Source organism: Tateyamaria sp. LSS28 (assembly GCF_059611725.1).
The window spans coordinates 649,224-666,501 of sequence record NZ_JCAPFI010000001.1; the positions used below are offsets into that span (position 1 = coordinate 649,224).

The window sequence follows — 17,278 nt, forward strand, 5'->3', positions numbered from 1 at the left end:
TCGCTTTTGGAACGTTCCATTAATCATTACTGGAACGTTCCAATTCTTGCAAGGCGTAATCTCATACCCGGCAAGGTGTTCAATTTACGGGACGAACTCCGGGTTTACTGGGTTAACGGCTGTGCGTCGCGCTTCATCCAGGATGAAGGACACGATCACCAGTGCCGTGACCGATTCGGCCGGAGATTTCGCGTCGCCGACCACAGAACCGAACCGCAATAAAAAAACCCGGGCACTCAGGCCCGGGCAAGTCCAACAGGGAGGTACATGCTTTGCCGCGCGGCGGCCCCGGCATGTGCGGGCTTTCGTGCCTTCAATCTGGGCCATGGCAAACATGTCTGCCTTGACCCAAATCAATCTCAGGCAATCAGACGATACCCACCAGATTCGGTCACAAGAAGGCGGGCATTGGACGGATCTGGTTCAATTTTCTGGCGTAGACGGTAGATATGCGTCTCGAGCGTGTGGGTCGTGACGCCTGCGTTGTATCCCCAAACCTCGTGCAGCAGCACATCGCGTGCTACCACGCCCTCGGTCGAACGGTAGAGGAACTTAAGGATGTTCGTTTCTTTCTCCGTCAGGCGGATTTTGCGGTCATCCTCGGTGATCAGCATCTTCACGGACGGCTTGAACGTGTACGGCCCAAGGGTGAACACGGCGTCTTCAGACTGTTCGTGCTGGCGCAGCTGGGCGCGGATGCGGGCCAAAAGGACGGGAAATTTGAAGGGCTTGCTGACATAGTCGTTGGCACCTGCATCAAGGCCAAGGATCGTGTCCGCATCAGTATCGTGGCCGGTAAGCATCAGAATGGGCGACTTGACCCCCTGCTTGCGCATGACCCGGCACAGTTCGCGACCGTCGGTGTCGGGCAGGCCGACATCAAGGATCACGAGGTCGTAGATCGCTTCCTTGGCTTTAACCAACGCGTCCTGACCGTTACCCGCTTCGAACACGTCGAAATCTTCGGTCATGATCAGCTGTTCGCTGAGCGCCTCGCGCAGATCCTCATCGTCGTCGACCAGCAGAATTTTTTTAAGTTGCGCCATGGGCCTCGTCTCCCTTGAAGTTGAATGATAAATGCGCTGCCTTCGCTGTTTCAGCAAGTTATGGGCCTTTTGTTTCACGCCCATGTGTCGGTGAACCGGCAAATGTTTCAATTCTCGTGCGATTTGCTTATGTCGGGCGGGGTGTAGGAGAGGATTTGTTACATGGGGCTGGGCCCGGATATCGTCGAGACGCTGGCGCGGGCACGGGCCGATCTGCGGATGGGTGTGCCAATTGTGGTCCTGGGTGACACCCATATGTTGGCCGTGGCAGTCGAGACGTTGACCGAGGCACGGTTGGTTGGGCTGCGAGCCCTTGGCGCAGCACCCGAGCTAGCCCTGACAGGCTGGCGGGCAGACACTTTGAAGGCCCGCGTTTACGATGGTGATGTGGCCCGGATCGCTGTGCCTGAAGCTGCGGCCTTGGGGTGGCTGAAGTCTTTGGCAGATCCGGCTGACGACTTGGCGACACCGATGAAAGGGCCCTTGCGTTCAGTCCGCGACGGGGATGCGGCTCCGCATCGTGCGGCGTTACAGTTATGCAAATCAGCTCAGTTATTGCCAGCCGCGCTGTGCGTTGAGATTACAGACGGGTTAGGTTTTGCGGCCACACATGGCCTGACCGCCGTGCCGCTGGCATTGGCAGCACCCCTGTTGGGCGGCTCAAGCCTTTTGCATCCGGTGGTGCAGGCCCGATTGCCGGTCGAAGCATCCGAAGCCGGGCGTTTGCATGTCTTCCGACCCGACGATGGGGGCGAAGAGCACTATGCGTTCGAGATTGGTCGGCCAGACCGCAGCCAGCCTGTTCTGGCCCGTTTGCATTCGGCCTGTTTTACCGGCGATGTGATGGGCAGTTTAAAGTGCGATTGCGGGCCGCAGCTGCGCGGCGCCTTGGCCCAGATGGGGGCCGAGGGGGCAGGTGTTTTGCTGTATATGAACCAGGAGGGCCGCGGGATTGGCCTGGCCAACAAGATGCGCGCGTATGCGCTACAGGATCAGGGCTTTGACACTGTAGACGCAAATCACCGCCTGGGGTTCGAGGATGACGAGCGGGATTTTCGGCTTGGGTCAGATATTCTGAAGTCCATGGGATTCACGGCAGTGCGATTGCTGACCAATAACCCGGCGAAAGTGAAGATGATGGAAGCGAGCGGCATTACTGTGGCTGAGCGTGTGCCGCTAAAGGTCGGTGAAAACCGGTTCAACCGGGACTATCTTGCGACCAAGGCGGCAAAGTCCGGGCATTTGTTGTGACACCACAGGATTTGGTGGTGACGCCGCGCGGGATGCGCTTTGCCGGACGATGGTTTCCCTGCACGATTGGCAAGGGCGGCATCAGCGATGCAAAGCGTGAGGGAGATGGAGCCACGCCGCGAGGCTGCCACAGGATTGTCGGAATGCTGTATCGCCCGGATCGCATGGCCGCTCCGACAGATTGGGCAGTGCCGATACGCCCCGGTGACCTGTGGTCTGATGATACCAACGACGCTGACTACAACCACATGGTGCACGCGCCCTATGCACCGAGCCATGAAGTCCTGCGCCGCGCCGATCCGCTTTACGACCTGGTGATCCTGACAGACTGGAACTGGCCCCATGCAGTGCCGGGGCGCGGGTCAGCCATATTTATCCACCGTTGGCGCAGGCCCGGCTATCCGACCGAAGGGTGTATCGGACTGCGGCCAGACGATCTGCGATGGATCGCCCTTCGGATCGGTTATGAAACCCGGCTGATTGTCCTCTAGCGGTTAGGCAAGCCTGCTGAGCGACGTTGCGCACGCAATTCAGATTTTGGTGGGATCGCCGCGATCAACTCATCCAGCCCCGCAAGCACATTGGCGTGGATCGCACCAAACCGCCCGCGCGGATAGGCCGGATCATCATTTTCAGCAGCCCATTTGCGGGCGCATTCCAATGCCGCAATTCAGTCGTCACGATCCCCGCCCAGCCATTGATTGATCGGTCGCGCCACGGTTTCGTTCAGGGATGCAAACAAGGCCGGGCACCGTCGGACGACTGGTCCGGTTCTGCCAACAACATTAGGCGCGCACGAAACTGGCCGCGATACATGACACAACCCACCTGCACCCGCGCACCTGCGTTGAACAGTTCGGCCGCACGGCGGTAATCATCCCAGGCGGTAGGAGTGATGGGACCCGGTTTCACGCCTTGTGCAAGTGCGAGAGCAGGCCAGAACATGGTAAGAAACAGAAGATATCGCATTAAATAACCTCCCGTTCCCCAAAGATGGCGGAGCCGACCCGGACATGGGTGGCCCCGAGCGCGATCGCGCTTTCAAAGTCGCCGCTCATCCCCATGGACATGCCCGTTAATCCGTTACGCGCCGCGATCTTGGCCAGCAGAGCAAAGTGCAACGACGGCTCTTCATCCATGGGGGGGATGCACATCAAACCGCGAACGGGCAAGTCAAGCGCGCGGCACTCGGCGATGAAAGCGTCAGCGTCCGCAGGTAATACACCGGCTTTCTGAGATTCTTCACCCGTATTGACCTGAAGAAAAAGGTCCGGGCATTTGCCCATCTCTTGCGCAAGGCGCGCGATCGTTTTCGCCAGTTTGGGGCGATCGACAGAGTGGATAGCCTGAAACAGCTCCATCGCCTGCCGGGCCTTATTGCTTTGCAGCGGGCCAATCAGATGCACATCAATTGCGCCGTACTGGTCGCGAAAATCGGGCCATTTGCTTGCCGCTTCCTGCACGCGGTTTTCGCCGAACAGGCGGTGCCCTTCGTCCAAGACGGCCTGAACCCGGTTAAGCGGCTGCACCTTGCTGACGGCGATTAGCTTGACAGTATCTGCTGCCCGCCCGGCCTTGATACAAGCGGCTTCGATCCTAGAGTTGATTTCGGAAAGGGACATGCGAGTACCTGTTGTATCTGGGGTATCCCGCAGAAAGCACGGTGCGCGTGCAATTGCAAAGGTCCAGAAACGAAAAGGGGCAGGCCAAAGGCCCGCCCCAAATCATTAGGCTGTGCCTGACTTAGAAGTCGAAGCGAACACCCAGGTCAGCAACGGTGTCGCCAGCAACTTCCGCAACACCACCTTGCAGCGATACACCGCCGCCCAGCGAGTGGCGGAAGCCGATGCCGTAGGCGTCGGTGTCGGAGCCAGCTGCGCCGGTTTCGGAGTAAGCAAAGCGGATTTCAGTCGCTGCGCCAACGTCATACTTCGCCGACACACCGTATGCGGTGTCAGGGTTTTTGTCTGTGTCTGCGATCAGCAGAGTAAATGCAAATGCACCGATTTCGCCGCCAAAGCCCAAGGCCCAGAAGTCGAAGTCGCCCTCATCACCGCCTACGGTGGCAGCGCCGCCGTCGACTACTACAGACTGTGTTACGTCTTCGTTACCGAAGGCAACACCAACATTGTAGTTGCCAAAGTTGTAGCCGAAGCCGATCTGCCACTCTTCCCGCGAAGTAGTAGTGCCTGTGATCGTACCGTCGGTACCCGAAACCTCGGTCAGAGTCACGTCGCGATCATCGGTGATCGACGCTGCAACTGTGAAGTCACCTGCGGTGTAGCGCAGTTTGATGGTTGCAGGGACGTCGTCGTCGCCGCTGATGCCGGAAACAGGCAGGCCAAAGCCGGTCGATGTTTCGACGATCGCTGTCAGACCAACGCCGTAACCGTAGTAGTCCAGAACGTCGCCGGAATCGATCACGTCGGAAGTGTTACCGATGTCCAGACGGAAGCCGCCGGATTCAACGTTGAATTCAGCCGCGCGAACGTCGGAGTCTGCACCGTCGTTGGTCTCGATACGCGCACGCGCACCAAATTCCAGACCGTTGTCGGATGTTGCAGTACCTGTGATGTTCAGGCGGAAACGCTGCTCGATGCTGGTTTCGTCGTCAGCACCATCGTTGTAGATCAGGCCGAAACGGCCAAAGCCACCAAAGCTAATGTCTGCAGCTGCCATGCCCGTGGTGGCAATCAGCGCAGTTGTAGCGAAGAGAACTTTTTTCATGAGTTTTCCCTCGGTTTTCAGTCACACGCCCTAACCGGGGAATCCGGCGAGGGGATGAATGCTGTCTCAACCATTTGCCTCGGCATCTCAAGCGACGCATCGGGTCGTGGCCGCAATTCCGACATGGTTGGTGCAGCTTTGCCACAGTACTGCCATCCTGCGCATGTCACTTTTCCGACCAGCCTACCTGGTATGTGACCCCGTCTTGCGAGCGCAGGTCAACTTGGCTATCACGGGCGTCAACGAATATGGGTTGGGAATTCCGATGCGTAAAACGCGAGTGGCAGGCCGGATGGTCACAATGTGCATGGCCATGTTTCTGGCTGGATGTGGGGGGTTAAACTTCCGTGGAAGCACCCCATCTTCCGACCCTGAAACATCTGGGCGCGAAAGAGGCCAGAGGAATGAAACCACCCTCGGCGAAGCCTTGCGTGCGCGGCGCAACCAAGAATCGATCGTCCGCGTCAACAAGTACATATGGTCGGCAAGCCTGCAGGTGCTGGATTTCCTTCCAATTCAATCCGTTGATCCATTCACGGGCGTCATCGTAACTGGCTTTGGTACCCCGCCCGGTGGCGGTCGTGCCTACCGCGCGACAGTTCTTATCAGCGACCCAGCACTGGACGCCCGCTCGCTCAACGTGGCGTTGCAAACGCGCAATGGTCCTGCCAGCACAGCAACCGTGCGCGCAATCGAAGATGCGATCCTGACCCGCGCCCGCCAGCTACGGGTGGCTGATAACCGCCTTTAGGCCCTTTCAGCGCAACCCATTCCCTATTATCAGATGCGCCGGGCTTCATGCCCGGCGTTTTTACATTCAGGACCAGAACCCATGGCCACCTATACCCCATCCGAGATCGAAGCCCGCTGGCAGGCCGCCTGGGAAAAAGCCGGCGTGTTCACCGCAACCCGCAGTGCCGACAAGCCAAAGTACTACGTGCTCGAGATGTTCCCCTACCCCTCGGGCCGCATCCACATGGGTCACGTGCGCAACTACACAATGGGTGACGTGATTGCCCGCTACAAGATGTCGACCGGACATAACGTGCTGCACCCAATGGGGTGGGATGCGTTCGGGATGCCCGCCGAAAACGCCGCCATGGCCATCGGAGGCCACCCCAAGACGTGGACCTACGACAATATCGCGGACATGCGCGGACAGATGAAGCCGCTTGGCCTGTCCATTGACTGGTCACGGGAATTCGCCACCTGCGATCCTGAATACTATGGCCAGCAGCAGGCGCTGTTCCTCGATATGCTCGAAGCCGATCTTGTCTATCGCAAGAATGCACAGGTGAACTGGGACCCGGTCGATATGACCGTGCTTGCCAACGAACAGGTAATCGACGGCAAGGGCTGGCGCTCGGGCGCCGAGGTGGAACGGCGTGAACTGACACAGTGGTTCTTCAAGATCAGCGATATGGCAGGGGAGCTGAAGGACGCGCTTGGCAAACTCGACAATTGGCCTGCCAAGGTCCGTCTGATGCAGGAAAACTGGATCGGTGAGAGCCGTGGGATCGACATTCCTTTCGTCCGTAAGGATGGGCAAGGCACCATCCTGTGCTATTCGACCCGCCCCGACACAATGCGCGGCGCATCTTTCGTTGCCGTATCGCCTGACCACCCGGTCGCCAAGGCGCTTGAGGCCGACAATCCTGACCTTGCCGCGTTCATCGATGAATGCCGCAAGATGGACACGACCGAAGCCGCAATGGAGAAGGCCGAAAAGAAAGGCATCGATACGGGTATTCGGGTCAAGCACCCGGTCTATCCTGATGTCGAACTGCCGGTTTGGATCGGCAACTTTGTTTTAATGGATTACGGCACCGGTGCCGTCTTTGGTTGTCCTGCGCATGATCAGCGCGACCTGGATTTTGCGCGCAAATACGATCTGAACGTTCAGAACGCATTTTACATGCCCGGTGACACCAACGAAGTAGAGAACGAAGCGCTTGTTCCGGCCAAGACAGAAAAAGTCGCCTTCATCGACCACTTTGCGGGCATTGGTGAGGTCACAAGCCAGGAAGCCATCGACGCCACGATCAACTATTTCGAGGCCAATGGGCTTGGCAAAGGCCAGACACAATACCGTCTGCGCGACTGGGGTTTATCCCGCCAACGCTATTGGGGTTGCCCGATCCCGGTTGTCCATTGTGACGATTGCGGCGTGGTGCCTGAGAAGAAAGAAAACCTGCCGGTCGAATTGCCAGATGATGTCAGCTTTGACATTCCGGGCAACCCGCTTGATCGCCATCCGACGTGGCGGAATGTGCCCTGCCCATCGTGTGGCAAACCTGCGCAGCGCGAAACGGACACGATGGACACGTTCGTTGATTCCTCGTGGTACTTCGCCCGCTTTACAGCGCCGCACGCAGCGGCTCCCACCGATCTGGAAGACGCAGCCTATTGGATGAATGTGGACCAGTACATTGGCGGCATCGAACACGCGATCTTGCACCTGCTCTATTCCCGCTTCTTTGCGCGGGCCATGCGCATCACCGGGCACTTGCCGCAAGGTTGTGAGGAACCGTTTGACGCGCTGTTCACGCAAGGGATGGTAACGCACGAGATCTATGTGACCCGGGACGAGAATGACCGGCCCGTCTACCATCTGCCCGAGGATATCGAGTGGACCGAATCCGGCGCCCGCCTTGGTGCCACTGGCGCCATGGTCCAGGTTGTCCCGTCGGCCAAGATGTCGAAGTCGAAAAAGAACGTGGTCGATCCGCTTGGCATTATTGCCAGCTACGGGGCAGACACGGCACGCTGGTTCGTGCTGAGCGACTCGCCGCCCGAGCGCGATGTGGAATGGACCGCAAGCGGGGCCGAAGCAGCATTCAAGCATCTGTCTCGCGTTTGGAACATTTGCGACCGCATCGGACAGATGGACAAAGAAGCTGCGGGCACGGGCGACGATGACCTGCTGCGCGTCATGCACAAGACTATCCATGATGTCACTTTGGGCGTCGAATCCTTTGGCTTCAACGCGGCCATCGCCAAGCTCTATGGCTTTACCGCGGCGCTGCAGAAGTCAAAAGCCAGCCATGCCGCCCAGCGCGAGGCCGTGATGACGCTTGCCCAACTCATGGCCCCCATGACCCCGCACTTGGCCGAGGATATATGGGCACGTCAGGGCGGCGACGGGCTTGTTATCAACGCCCCCTGGCCGACAGCGAACGAGGCGATGCTGGTGTCTGACACCGTAACATTGCCCATTCAGGTCAACGGAAAACGGCGTGGTGAGATCACCGTACCTGCCGACATGGACAAGGCTGAGGTTGAAAAACAAGCGCTGGCAACCGAAGCTGTGCAAAAGGCACTGGACGGCGGCACCCCCAAGAAGGTGATTGTCGTGCCGGGCCGTATCGTCAACGTGGTGGTCTGACCGACATGCGCATCATTGCAGCTCTTGCCCTGACCCTGATTCTGACCGGCTGCGGGTTCGAGCCCGTCTATGGCCCGGGCGGCACGGGCACGAAGCTGCAAAACCGTGTGCAGGTCGACACGCCCATCGACCGCGAAGGCTTCCTTCTGGTGCGGCAGTTGGAAGAGCGGCTGGGGCGCGCGGGTGACCCCGCCTACCGGCTTGGCATAGAGCTGGCGGTGCGGGAAGAAGCGCGCGCCATCGACCCGGATGGAGACATCCGCAGGTTCCACGTGATTGGCGATGCCACATATACGCTTTCGGACACTGCGACAGGTGCCGTTCTGCAATCTGACACTGTGGATAACTTCGTGGGTTATTCGGCAACCGGCACAACTGTTGCGACCCTTACGGCCAAACGTGATGCGGTCGAACGGCTTATGACCATCCTTGCAGACGAAATTATTCTGCAATTGCAGGCCTCTGACCTGTGAAACTGAACACGGCCCAGGCGACTGCGTATTTTGCCAAGCCGGACCCGGATGCAGCGGGCCTGTTGATATACGGTGCCGACGGCATGCGCATCGCCTTGAAAAGGCAACAGGTTGTGGCTGCCCTGATCGGTCCGCAGGGTGAAGAAGAAATGCGCCTGACCCGGATTGCAGCGGGTGATTTGCGCAAGGAGCCCGCCCTGTTGCTGGACGCGACCAAGGCCATCGGATTTTTTCCCGGCCCCCGTGTTGCCTTGGTCGAAGATGCAAACGAAACCGTCGGGCCCATCATCACCGAGGCCCTGTCGGATTGGATGGCCGGGGATGCACAGATCGTGGTCACCGCAGGCGCACTCAAGCCCACGTCAAAACTCCGAAAGGCGTTCGAGGCACACCCATCGGCCAATGCCGCAGGCATCTACGACAATCCCCCGACGCGAGACGAGGTTGAACGCGACCTAACCGCCGCTGGCATCACCAACCCGCCGCAAGAGGCGATGCACCTGCTGATGGACCTCGCACGCCAACTGGAGCCGGGAGATTTTCGACAAACACTGGAAAAGGTCGGGCTGTACAAGCTGAACGATCCAGACCCGCTAAGCGCAGACGACATTGCCGCTTGCGCGCCAGCCTCAATCGAAGCGGATGTCGACGACGTTCTGCTGGTTGTAGGTGACGGAAACGCAGCAGCCATCGGCCCGGTGATGCAACGGTTGCAGGCGCAAGGGGTAAACGCGGTCAGCTTGTGCATTGGTGCCATGCGCCATTTTCGGTCGCTGCACCGCGCAGCTTGCGATACCTCCGGTCGTCCCCAGATCTGGGGACCGAACCGCGACAAGATGCTGGCGCAAGCGCGAAACTGGGGGGCACCCAAGCTGGAAATGGCCCTGACGGAACTGACTGACACAGACTTACAGTTGCGCTCAGCCGGTCAGAATGCGCCGGCTCTTGCGCTGGTCGAACGCTGCTTCATCCGGCTTGCCATGCTTGCGCGTCGATAGATCAAGCGAGCGTCCTTCTTTCCTATCAAGAACCCATCTGAGCGCGTATCGCGAGGCGGAGCCTCTTCAATAATGTCGTCGCGCAAGCGGCCTTTGGATCACGGGTGCTCTTCAGGCGGGGCCGCAAACATAGCCATCACTTCAGTCTCCGTCATCTGGTGCCGCCCTTCACCGGCAAAGGCATAGCCGTCGGGTTTCAGGTCGATAAACAGTTCACCCGTCAAAGGAATGCCTGAAGCGTCAGTGAAGGTTCCCATTCCAACATGCATCTCACCATTCAGGGGACCGGGCGCTGTTACTCGGTAAAAAAGCGATGAGCCGCAGTGTTTGCAGAACGCCCGTTCGGCCCATTCCGACGAGGTGTAGACGGTCAGGTTGTCCTCCCCCTCAATCTGCATTCCACCTTTCGGCACCTGCACACCCAGGAAAACGCCACCGGACCATTTGCGGCACATGCTGCAATGGCACGCGCCGGTTTCCGTGATGGGTTTGGCTATGGTGAACTTCACGGCTCCGCACATGCAGGATCCTGATCGCGACATGGTGATCTCCTCTGGCTCGTTGCCCATGATGTATCCCACCCAACTGCCAAATTCTGTCAGTAACCTTGCAGCGTCGCCCCGGGCCTGCGATCCTCTGACCAACCAACTTGGAGGCCTCATGTACCGCGTTATTGGAACCGTCAAAAGCCGCGCCTTTCGCGTGCTCTGGATGCTTGAGGAGTTGGAGCAGCCCTATGAGCTGGTTGAGGCATTCCCTCGCTCGGACGAAGCGACAGCGCATAACCCGCTGGGCAAGATACCGGCGCTGGTAGATGGAGATGACGTGCTGACCGACAGCGTCGCCATCATGACATACCTTGCCGACAAACATGGTGGGCTGACAGCCCCCGCCGGTACAGCAGCCCGCGCCCGGCAGGACGCCATCACCCTATGGCTGATTGACGAGTTGGACGCACTACTCTGGACGCACAGCAAGCATACCTTTGTTCTGCCAGAGAAGCTGAGGCTTCCCGATATCTCATCGACGCTGCAAAAGGAGTTTGCCCGAAATGTGGACATTTTCTCTGGCATGCTGGACCAATCCGGCGACTTCATCATGGGCGATCACATTTCGCTGCCTGATCTGTTGGCCGTACACTGTTTTGGCTGGGCGTTTGGCGCCGAATTTCCAGCGCTACCCGACAGCATTAAGGCGTACTCGAAACGCCTGCGTGCCAGGCCCGCGTTTCGTGCAGCAGCAGGTCGCTAACGCTTCATGTAGCGCACGGCACCCTGTCCGGCCCAGCGGCCCGTGGCGAGGCACGCGGTCAGAAGATAACCCCCTGTCGGCGCTTCCCAATCCAGCATCTCCCCGGCGCAAAACACGCCCGGCCGTGCCCGCAGCATGAACGCGTCGTCCAGCGCATAGGCAGGCACACCTCCGGCAGTTGAAATAGCTTCATCCATCGGGCGCAGTCCGCTGTGTGTAATCCGCAACTTCTTCAGCCGCCGGGCAATCTTCAGGGTCTCAACCGGCCAAGGCCGCCCCCATTCCTGAGCCAATGCGATTTTCAACGGCGACAGACGCAGCATCTTTCGCAAATGATTGGCAAAGCTCGCCTTGCCGCGGGGGCGGTTCAGCCGGGCGACCACATCATCCACACTCAAATCGGGCAACAGGTCCATATAAAGATCGGCACCTTCGCGCACCCCGCGCGAGACGGAATAGATACCGCCGCCTTCGAGACCGCGATGTGACATCACCGCTTCCCCCCGCGAACGATACGGGCCCGCACGCCACGCGACGCCCTTGATCGGTTGTCCCATATGTTTGGCCATATGACCGGACCACCCCACCGCAACTGCGGCATTCGCCGCCGCGAAGGGGCGCGGATCGACACCGATCCAATCCGCCCAAGCCCCATCGGACCCAAGCCGTGCCCAACTGGCCCCGCCGCAAGCCAACACGACAGCGTCGGCGTCTATGGGTGACACCGTTCCATCCGGCCCTTTCATCATCGGTTGCTTACCCTCCCAACCGATCCACCGATGTCGGGGCAAGATGTTCACCCCCAGACCGTCCAGCCGTTGCAACCATGCCCGCAAAAGCGGTGATGCCTTCATCGCCTTGGGAAACACGCGACCGGTTGAGCCTGTGAACATCTCTTGTCCCAAACCTTCGGCCCAGTGGATAACAGCGGCGCTGTCCCACGCTTGCAGCGCTGGGGTCAGCCAATCCGTTGCATCTGTATAGTGCGGCAACATGGTGCTCAGATCTTCGGCTTTGGTCAGGTTCAAGCCCGACTTCCCGGCCATCAGGAACTTGCGTGCGACGCTTGGCTTTGCCTCATAGACTGTGACCGCGAGTCCCGCCTCGGCCATCACTTCCGCAGCGGCCAACCCCGCTGGTCCACCACCGATCACGGCAACGCGGGTCACTCCGAAGTGGTCCGAAGCTCACCCTTCATCTCGACCACTCGATGCGGATATGGGATTTCGATGTCGTTGTCCTTGAGTGCGTTCCAGATCGCAAAAAGCACATGGCTCTTGTATTTGTTCCGCCCGTCATCGATTCCGTTGACCCAGTATTCAACCGCAAAGTCGATGCCGCTGTCACCAAAGCCCACAAGCTCGCAATCTGGCCCTTCCGGTTTGTGCAGGACAAAAGGCAGCTTGGACACCGCTGCATTGATGATGTCAGGGACCATGTTGATATCCGTATTGTAGCTGACCGAAAACGGTGCCTCGTACCGGTTCGCCGATCCGCTGTCGGAATAGTTGACGACCCGGGTGGTAATGAAGTCCTCATTCGGGACAACGATCCAGCGGCCATCATAAGTTTCAAGGATTGCAGCGCGGGCGGTCATCTTGACGATGGTGCCCGCCTCGCCTCCATCCAGTTCAACATAATCACCAACGGTCGCCTGCCCTTCGACAAGCAGGATGACGCCCGAGATGAAGTTCGACGCGATCTTTTGCAGTCCAAAGCCAAGGCCGACACCGATCGCGCCCCCAAGCACAGCGAGGGCAGACAGGTTGATACCCATGATGTTCATGAGCACGAGGAAGGCGACACCAAAGATTAGGAATTCGACCGATTTCGCCACCAGTTGCCGGAGCGATGGACGCATCTCTTCCTGTTTCTGGATGAAGGTGCTGGACTGGCTGTTGGACCACTGCCCAAGCCAGAATATCACGCCACCAACGGCCAAAAATTGCAAGAGCCAGAGCAAGTTGAATGACAGGTTGCCAAGCGGCACAACCGTCTCTTCAAGGCGGGTCGCAGCCAATTCGAGCAGCCCCAGAGCATAAAGCGCTGCAATCGGGATCAGAACGTACCGCCCCAGAAGTTTCAGGAACGGATCGCTGATAATGTCCCGCACCAGCGCACGCACGGCCAGAAACAAGAACACCCGTTTGCCAAAGGCGATAACAGCGCCACTGTCAAAGATCGAGCGGACAACGCTTTCGCCGATCCCGGTCAGTACATAGGCCAGAAGCGGAAGCAGAAGCGGCAGGAATTGCGCCACGAAACGGCGCGCCTTGGCAAGGATGCCGTCACTATCGCCCGGGTCAAGCACACGGGCCAGCGTCGGCCGCAAGCGGCGCGTAATCACCACGGCAGCCAGATAAGCAACGATCAGTAGGGCAAACTGTGACCATGCGGCAGGGCTGAGCAGCCAGGACAGCGCCAGCTCCCATCCTTGCATGGTGTAGCCCGCAATGGTCTGCACAATCTCGGGCTGGCTTTCGAGATCAAACTCCACAGCGCACCTCTTGCCTCATTCAAACAACGCGCCAATTGTCACGGGCAACCCCATCTGCGCAAGAGAGCATACCACTGTCCGACCCGACCAAAGCCCCAATTTGTCCGCTCTGTGGCCGTCCTATCCCACCAGAGGCGCCGCAAAGCCTGCATCACCTGATCCCGAAACTAAAAGGTGGCAAAGGCGGCCCGACGGTGTTGCTGCATCACATTTGCCACCGCGAGATCCATGCAACGCTGACAGAGGTGGAACTGGCCCGCGACTACAACACGCCCGAGGCACTGCGCGCGCATCCCCGCTTGGCCAAGTTCTTTGCATGGGTGGCAAAACGTCCACCGGGCTTTGCATCAAAGGTCCCGGGGGCCCGCCGCAAGCGTTAGCGTTTGCGCGGGGACGTATCGATTGTGCGCTTTTCCTCAAGCCGAATGCTAACGTCACGCAATACGCCTGAAACCAGCAATTCTACACGCTCACACGTCGTCAGTTCCCGCGAACCCTGAGCAGGTTTGGGGTCGCGCCGTGCGTAGTCTATGCGTGAGTCGCGGGCCATTGATAGAAAGCCTACAACGTGTAACGTAAAGTTGACAACCGTTGTGTCTGAACTATCTACACATCGCCTTTATTGCGCGCGCCGTTTCACTCTTTGCCGCCGCAATATCGATACATAACTGCTGAGCCCGATCCAACACAGCCCCGTTCTCGACCAGTTCATCGACCAAGCCAAATTCATAAGCTGTTGCGGCAGGTAACTTTTGACCACCAAGGAAGATCATCTTCGTCCGTGCAGGACCGATCAGCGCCGCCATGCGGACCGGATCACTGGGTTGTGGCAGGTACCCCAGCTTCATGACCGGATAAAAGAACTTGGCAGATGGCACGGCAATGCGCAGATCGCAGGCCAACACCATTCCGGTGGCACCGCCCGCCACCGTTCCGTTCAGGGCTGCAATGGTCAGGCCGGGCAAGTCAGCGATGGCCCCCGACAGTTCTTCCCACAAGGGAGAGGTTGCGAGGCCCGCGCGCGCCGCATCCAGATCAGCACCCGCACTGAACACCTTGCCCGTCCCGGTCAGGATAACAGCGGCAGCTTGCCGTGCATCCCGTGCAGTGTCGCGCAGATCGACCAGCATCTGCTCAGTCAGTGCCCCCGCTTTGTCCGGGCGATTGATCGTGATGGTCCAGATCGGGGCAGAGCGATCAACCTCTATCATATCAGGCCCACCCGTGTACGAATGTCGGGATCTCGCAGTGAAATCTCCTGCCCGATCCAATCGTCTGCATCGGGGGAACACATCCAAAGGAGCGCCTTGGCGGGCCAGTCTGCTGGAATGTGATCGGACCAATCAAGCTGACTGACAGGGTTAATACCGCTGGCCTTGATCTCGCGTTGCATCTGGGTGGCGACGGTGCCGGGCGACAGTCCCATGGCGCGGATACCTGACCCCGCGTTTTCCTTGTCCACGCATCGGGTCAGCATGGCGGCTCCGGCCTTGGACGCGCAGTAATGCGACCAGGCTTCGACCGGACCATGCGCAGCGCCGGAACTCACGGTCAAGATCGTGCCGCCCCCTGCCTTCAACATGAAGGGTAGGGCCGCGCGCATGCCATAGAAGACGCCTTTGAGGTTGATGTCGATCGCGTGGCCCCAGGCATCCGGGTCGGCATCGGACAAATGAGAGATGGGTTCAATCACGCCAGCGTTGCCGACCAGCACATCCAGACCTCCGAACTGGCGAACCGTGTCGTTCATAGCACTTTCGACGGCAGCATAGCTGCTCACATCACAGGGCAGAGCGATGGCTTGCGTGCCAATTTCTGAAGCCAAGGCAGCGACAGCATCGGAACTGCGCGCCACAAGGGCAACATTTGCCCCGGCTTGGGCAAAGACGCGGGCCGTGTCTGCGCCTATCCCGCGGCTGGCACCGGTGATCAACGCCGTCTTTCCGCTCATATCCTGCATTCTGTCCTCCACTTCATAGACTTGGTCTTGTGGTACGGACAACAGCGGCTTAGGTCCAGCCTGCGGCCTTGACGCTCCGCGCACTGTCCCGGACGATATGGCCAAAGCTGTTTAAGGATTCTGATATGTCTCGTATTTCTCATCTTTTTTCCGGTACCGCCTTGGCGCTGTGCCTGCCCGCCACTGCCGCTTTAGCGGATCTGACAGCCGAGGAGGTATGGGCCGACTGGCAGTCTTACATGTCCAGCGCCGGCTACACTATTACAGCATCCGAAGCAGTCGAAGCCGGGAGCGTTTCCGTATCCGACATGACCCTGGACGTGGAATTTGCGGATGACACCGGTGCGGGTGCCTTCAAAGTGGTGCTTGAGTCCATCAACTTCGTCGAGCAAGGCGATGGCACTGTGGCAATCGAACTGCCCTCAAACACAACAATGAACATGTCCTTTACGCCGGAAACCGGTGAAGACGTGACAGTAGCTGTCGATTTTGACCAAACCGCGCCGAGCCTGGTTGCGTCCGGTGATCCGGGCGACCTGACATACACCTATGCGGCTGAAGCCGCACGCATGGCCTTGCAAAGCCTCACAATCGACGGCGTTTCGGTTGGCCCCGAGATCGCGCAGGTGGACGTGACCATGACCGATCTGGCACAGGTCGTTCAAACGTCCGTGGGCGAAGTGCGAAAGATGTCGCAGGACATGTCCATCGCATCCGTCGACTATGACTTCGCGTTCAACGATCCGGAAAGTGACGACAATTTCCAGATCAAGGGCGTGATGAACGATCTGAAGCTGGACGGCACAGGCGACCTGCCCATCGAAACAGATGTTCAGGACATGAACGCAATGCTGAACGATGGCTTTCAGGCGCAGGCGTCTTTCACCACAACCGGTGGCAACTACGATATGTCATTCAGCAGCGAGGAAGACGGCAGCGGCACCGCCAACGCGACATCGACCGGTGCAAAGTTTGACGTCACCATCGGACCGGATGGCCTGCTGTACGACGTGGCGCAAAGCGGTGTGGACATGAACATGCTGCTGACAGAGCTGCCTCTGCCCTTGTCCTTCTCCGCTGCAGAGATCGGTACACGCTTTTTGGTGCCTCTGCAGAAATCGAATGATGAGCAGGATTTCGGCATGGCCGTGACACTCAGCGAGTTTTCGATGTCGGACGCGATCTGGAGCTTGTTTGATCCAACTTCGCAACTGCCGCGGAACCCAGCGACGCTTGTTGTCGATCTGAGTGGTAAGGCAAAGGTGTTGTTTGACTTCCTGGACCCGGCGCAGGCCGAAGTGCTCGAGCAAGCCGATACCGTACCTGGGGAACTGAACGCCCTGACCGTCAACAAGCTTGAGCTTGACGCGGTTGGCGCCCGTCTCACCGGTGCCGGTGACTTCGTCTTCGACAACACAGATCTGACCACATTCGACGGCATGCCGCGCCCTGAAGGTGCAGTTGATCTGACATTGGTCGGTGGCAACGGGTTGCTCGACAAGCTGGTGGGCATGGGCCTGCTGCCCGAGGATCAGGCGATGGGTGCCCGCATGATGATGGGCCTGTTTGCCGTTCCTGGCGAAGGCGAGGACACGCTGAACTCGAAAATCGAAGTCAACGGCGAAGGTCACGTGCTGGCCAACGGTCAGCGCATCCGCTGACGCAGACATGCGGGGCGGCGCCTGTCGCC

18 protein-coding genes are annotated in these 17,278 nt (G+C 58.9%); 9 read left to right on the forward strand and 9 right to left on the reverse strand.

All coding sequences use genetic code 11. The features are described 5' to 3' along the window. Positions 1-359: 359 nt before the first annotated feature. A complete protein-coding gene (locus AC53L6_RS03270) occupies positions 360-1,046 on the reverse strand; it encodes a response regulator transcription factor (protein WP_299202856.1) in 687 nt (228 codons plus the stop codon). Positions 1,047-1,208: 162 nt separating this feature from the next. Between AC53L6_RS03270 and ribA the strand changes: the two genes are divergently transcribed. Together ribA and AC53L6_RS03280 are read left to right on the forward strand one after the other, a co-directional pair. Continuing rightward, a complete protein-coding gene (ribA, locus tag AC53L6_RS03275; protein WP_496906787.1) occupies positions 1,209-2,297 on the forward strand; it encodes a GTP cyclohydrolase II in 1,089 nt (362 codons plus the stop codon). After that, entirely contained in the window at positions 2,294-2,788 is a 495-nt protein-coding gene (locus AC53L6_RS03280) for a L,D-transpeptidase family protein (protein WP_496906788.1), read from the forward strand. The genes ribA and AC53L6_RS03280 overlap by 4 nt, the downstream gene beginning before the upstream one ends. Positions 2,789-3,023: 235 nt before the next feature. On the opposite strand, the gene AC53L6_RS03285 is transcribed toward AC53L6_RS03280, so the two are convergent. The 3 genes from AC53L6_RS03285 to AC53L6_RS03295 form a co-directional block, all read right to left on the reverse strand. Continuing rightward, the gene (locus AC53L6_RS03285) at positions 3,024-3,266 is read right to left on the reverse strand and encodes a hypothetical protein (protein ID WP_299746262.1); all 243 of its coding nucleotides are present in this window, start codon (positions 3,264-3,266) and stop codon (positions 3,024-3,026) included. After that, entirely contained in the window at positions 3,266-3,919 is a 654-nt protein-coding gene (locus AC53L6_RS03290) for a YggS family pyridoxal phosphate-dependent enzyme (RefSeq protein ID WP_496906789.1), read from the reverse strand. The genes AC53L6_RS03285 and AC53L6_RS03290 overlap by 1 nt, the downstream gene beginning before the upstream one ends. Before the next feature lie 121 nt (positions 3,920-4,040). After that, positions 4,041-5,024 (reverse strand): porin, encoded by a 984-nt coding sequence (locus AC53L6_RS03295; RefSeq protein ID WP_496906790.1) that lies wholly within the window; start codon positions 5,022-5,024, stop codon positions 4,041-4,043. 265 nt (positions 5,025-5,289) lie between these two features. Here AC53L6_RS03295 and AC53L6_RS03300 point away from each other — a divergent pair, with 265 nt between their 5' ends. From AC53L6_RS03300 to holA, 4 genes are all read left to right on the forward strand, one after another. Next, a complete protein-coding gene (locus AC53L6_RS03300) occupies positions 5,290-5,775 on the forward strand; it encodes a DUF3576 domain-containing protein (protein WP_299600482.1) in 486 nt (161 codons plus the stop codon). An 81-nt stretch (positions 5,776-5,856) separates the two neighbouring features. Next, positions 5,857-8,409 (forward strand): leucine--tRNA ligase, encoded by a 2,553-nt coding sequence (gene leuS, locus AC53L6_RS03305; protein ID WP_496906791.1) that lies wholly within the window; start codon positions 5,857-5,859, stop codon positions 8,407-8,409. Between the two features lie 5 nt (positions 8,410-8,414). Then, complete coding sequence (gene lptE, locus AC53L6_RS03310; protein ID WP_496906792.1) at positions 8,415-8,882, forward strand: LPS assembly lipoprotein LptE; 468 nt, start codon at positions 8,415-8,417, stop codon at positions 8,880-8,882. Further along, positions 8,879-9,880, forward strand: a complete 1,002-nt coding sequence (gene holA / locus AC53L6_RS03315; protein WP_496906793.1) for a DNA polymerase III subunit delta — start codon at positions 8,879-8,881, stop codon at positions 9,878-9,880. The genes lptE and holA overlap by 4 nt, the downstream gene beginning before the upstream one ends. 98 nt (positions 9,881-9,978) lie before the next feature. Here the strand turns inward: holA and AC53L6_RS03320 are convergent, their stop codons facing one another. After that, positions 9,979-10,422, reverse strand: coding sequence for a GFA family protein (locus AC53L6_RS03320; protein ID WP_496906794.1), 444 nt, complete (start codon positions 10,420-10,422; stop codon positions 9,979-9,981). A gap of 118 nt (positions 10,423-10,540) precedes the next feature. Between AC53L6_RS03320 and AC53L6_RS03325 the strand changes: the two genes are divergently transcribed. Next, positions 10,541-11,131, forward strand: coding sequence for a glutathione S-transferase family protein (locus tag AC53L6_RS03325; protein ID WP_496906991.1), 591 nt, complete (start codon positions 10,541-10,543; stop codon positions 11,129-11,131). On the opposite strand, the gene AC53L6_RS03330 is transcribed toward AC53L6_RS03325, so the two are convergent. Both AC53L6_RS03330 and AC53L6_RS03335 read right to left on the reverse strand, forming a co-directional pair. Further along, on the reverse strand, positions 11,128-12,300 hold the full coding sequence (locus AC53L6_RS03330) for a TIGR03862 family flavoprotein (protein ID WP_496906795.1): 1,173 nt from the start codon (positions 12,298-12,300) through the stop codon (positions 11,128-11,130). The genes AC53L6_RS03325 and AC53L6_RS03330 overlap by 4 nt on opposite strands. Continuing rightward, on the reverse strand, positions 12,297-13,571 hold the full coding sequence (locus AC53L6_RS03335; protein WP_496906992.1) for a mechanosensitive ion channel family protein: 1,275 nt from the start codon (positions 13,569-13,571) through the stop codon (positions 12,297-12,299). The genes AC53L6_RS03330 and AC53L6_RS03335 overlap by 4 nt, the downstream gene beginning before the upstream one ends. A 92-nt stretch (positions 13,572-13,663) precedes the next feature. On the opposite strand from AC53L6_RS03335, the gene AC53L6_RS03340 reads away from it, so the two are divergent. After that, on the forward strand, positions 13,664-14,008 hold the full coding sequence (locus AC53L6_RS03340; protein WP_496906796.1) for an HNH endonuclease: 345 nt from the start codon (positions 13,664-13,666) through the stop codon (positions 14,006-14,008). A 222-nt stretch (positions 14,009-14,230) separates the two neighbouring features. Here the strand turns inward: AC53L6_RS03340 and AC53L6_RS03345 are convergent, their stop codons facing one another. Next, positions 14,231-14,839 carry an enoyl-CoA hydratase/isomerase family protein gene (locus AC53L6_RS03345; protein WP_496906797.1) on the reverse strand — a complete coding sequence of 203 codons (609 nt, stop codon included), beginning with the start codon at positions 14,837-14,839 and terminating at the stop codon, positions 14,231-14,233. Beyond that, positions 14,836-15,588 carry an SDR family oxidoreductase gene (locus AC53L6_RS03350; protein ID WP_496906798.1) on the reverse strand — a complete coding sequence of 251 codons (753 nt, stop codon included), beginning with the start codon at positions 15,586-15,588 and terminating at the stop codon, positions 14,836-14,838. The genes AC53L6_RS03345 and AC53L6_RS03350 overlap by 4 nt, the downstream gene beginning before the upstream one ends. Positions 15,589-15,713: 125 nt before the next feature. Here AC53L6_RS03350 and AC53L6_RS03355 point away from each other — a divergent pair, with 125 nt between their 5' ends. Then, entirely contained in the window at positions 15,714-17,249 is a 1,536-nt protein-coding gene (locus AC53L6_RS03355; RefSeq protein WP_496906799.1) for a DUF2125 domain-containing protein, read from the forward strand. Positions 17,250-17,278 lie beyond the last annotated feature (29 nt).

What these genes read in the sequence shown, in the direction of transcription:
- ribA (WP_496906787.1), top strand. Translation starts at nt 1,209, where the DNA reads ATGGGGCTGGGCCCGGATATCGTCGAGACGCTGGCGCGGGCACGGGCC.
- AC53L6_RS03325 (WP_496906991.1), top strand. Translation starts at nt 10,541, where the DNA reads ATGTACCGCGTTATTGGAACCGTCAAAAGCCGCGCCTTTCGCGTGCTC.
- AC53L6_RS03270 (WP_299202856.1), bottom strand. Translation starts at nt 1,046, where the DNA reads ATGGCGCAACTTAAAAAAATTCTGCTGGTCGACGACGATGAGGATCTG.
- AC53L6_RS03295 (WP_496906790.1), bottom strand. Translation starts at nt 5,024, where the DNA reads ATGAAAAAAGTTCTCTTCGCTACAACTGCGCTGATTGCCACCACGGGC.
- AC53L6_RS03320 (WP_496906794.1), bottom strand. Translation starts at nt 10,422, where the DNA reads ATGTCGCGATCAGGATCCTGCATGTGCGGAGCCGTGAAGTTCACCATA.
- lptE (WP_496906792.1), top strand. Translation starts at nt 8,415, where the DNA reads ATGCGCATCATTGCAGCTCTTGCCCTGACCCTGATTCTGACCGGCTGC.
- AC53L6_RS03335 (WP_496906992.1), bottom strand. Translation starts at nt 13,571, where the DNA reads ATGCAAGGATGGGAGCTGGCGCTGTCCTGGCTGCTCAGCCCTGCCGCA.
- AC53L6_RS03350 (WP_496906798.1), bottom strand. Translation starts at nt 15,588, where the DNA reads ATGCAGGATATGAGCGGAAAGACGGCGTTGATCACCGGTGCCAGCCGC.
- AC53L6_RS03300 (WP_299600482.1), top strand. Translation starts at nt 5,290, where the DNA reads ATGCGTAAAACGCGAGTGGCAGGCCGGATGGTCACAATGTGCATGGCC.
- AC53L6_RS03285 (WP_299746262.1), bottom strand. Translation starts at nt 3,266, where the DNA reads ATGCGATATCTTCTGTTTCTTACCATGTTCTGGCCTGCTCTCGCACTT.
- leuS (WP_496906791.1), top strand. Translation starts at nt 5,857, where the DNA reads ATGGCCACCTATACCCCATCCGAGATCGAAGCCCGCTGGCAGGCCGCC.
- AC53L6_RS03290 (WP_496906789.1), bottom strand. Translation starts at nt 3,919, where the DNA reads ATGTCCCTTTCCGAAATCAACTCTAGGATCGAAGCCGCTTGTATCAAG.
- AC53L6_RS03345 (WP_496906797.1), bottom strand. Translation starts at nt 14,839, where the DNA reads ATGATAGAGGTTGATCGCTCTGCCCCGATCTGGACCATCACGATCAAT.
- AC53L6_RS03355 (WP_496906799.1), top strand. Translation starts at nt 15,714, where the DNA reads ATGTCTCGTATTTCTCATCTTTTTTCCGGTACCGCCTTGGCGCTGTGC.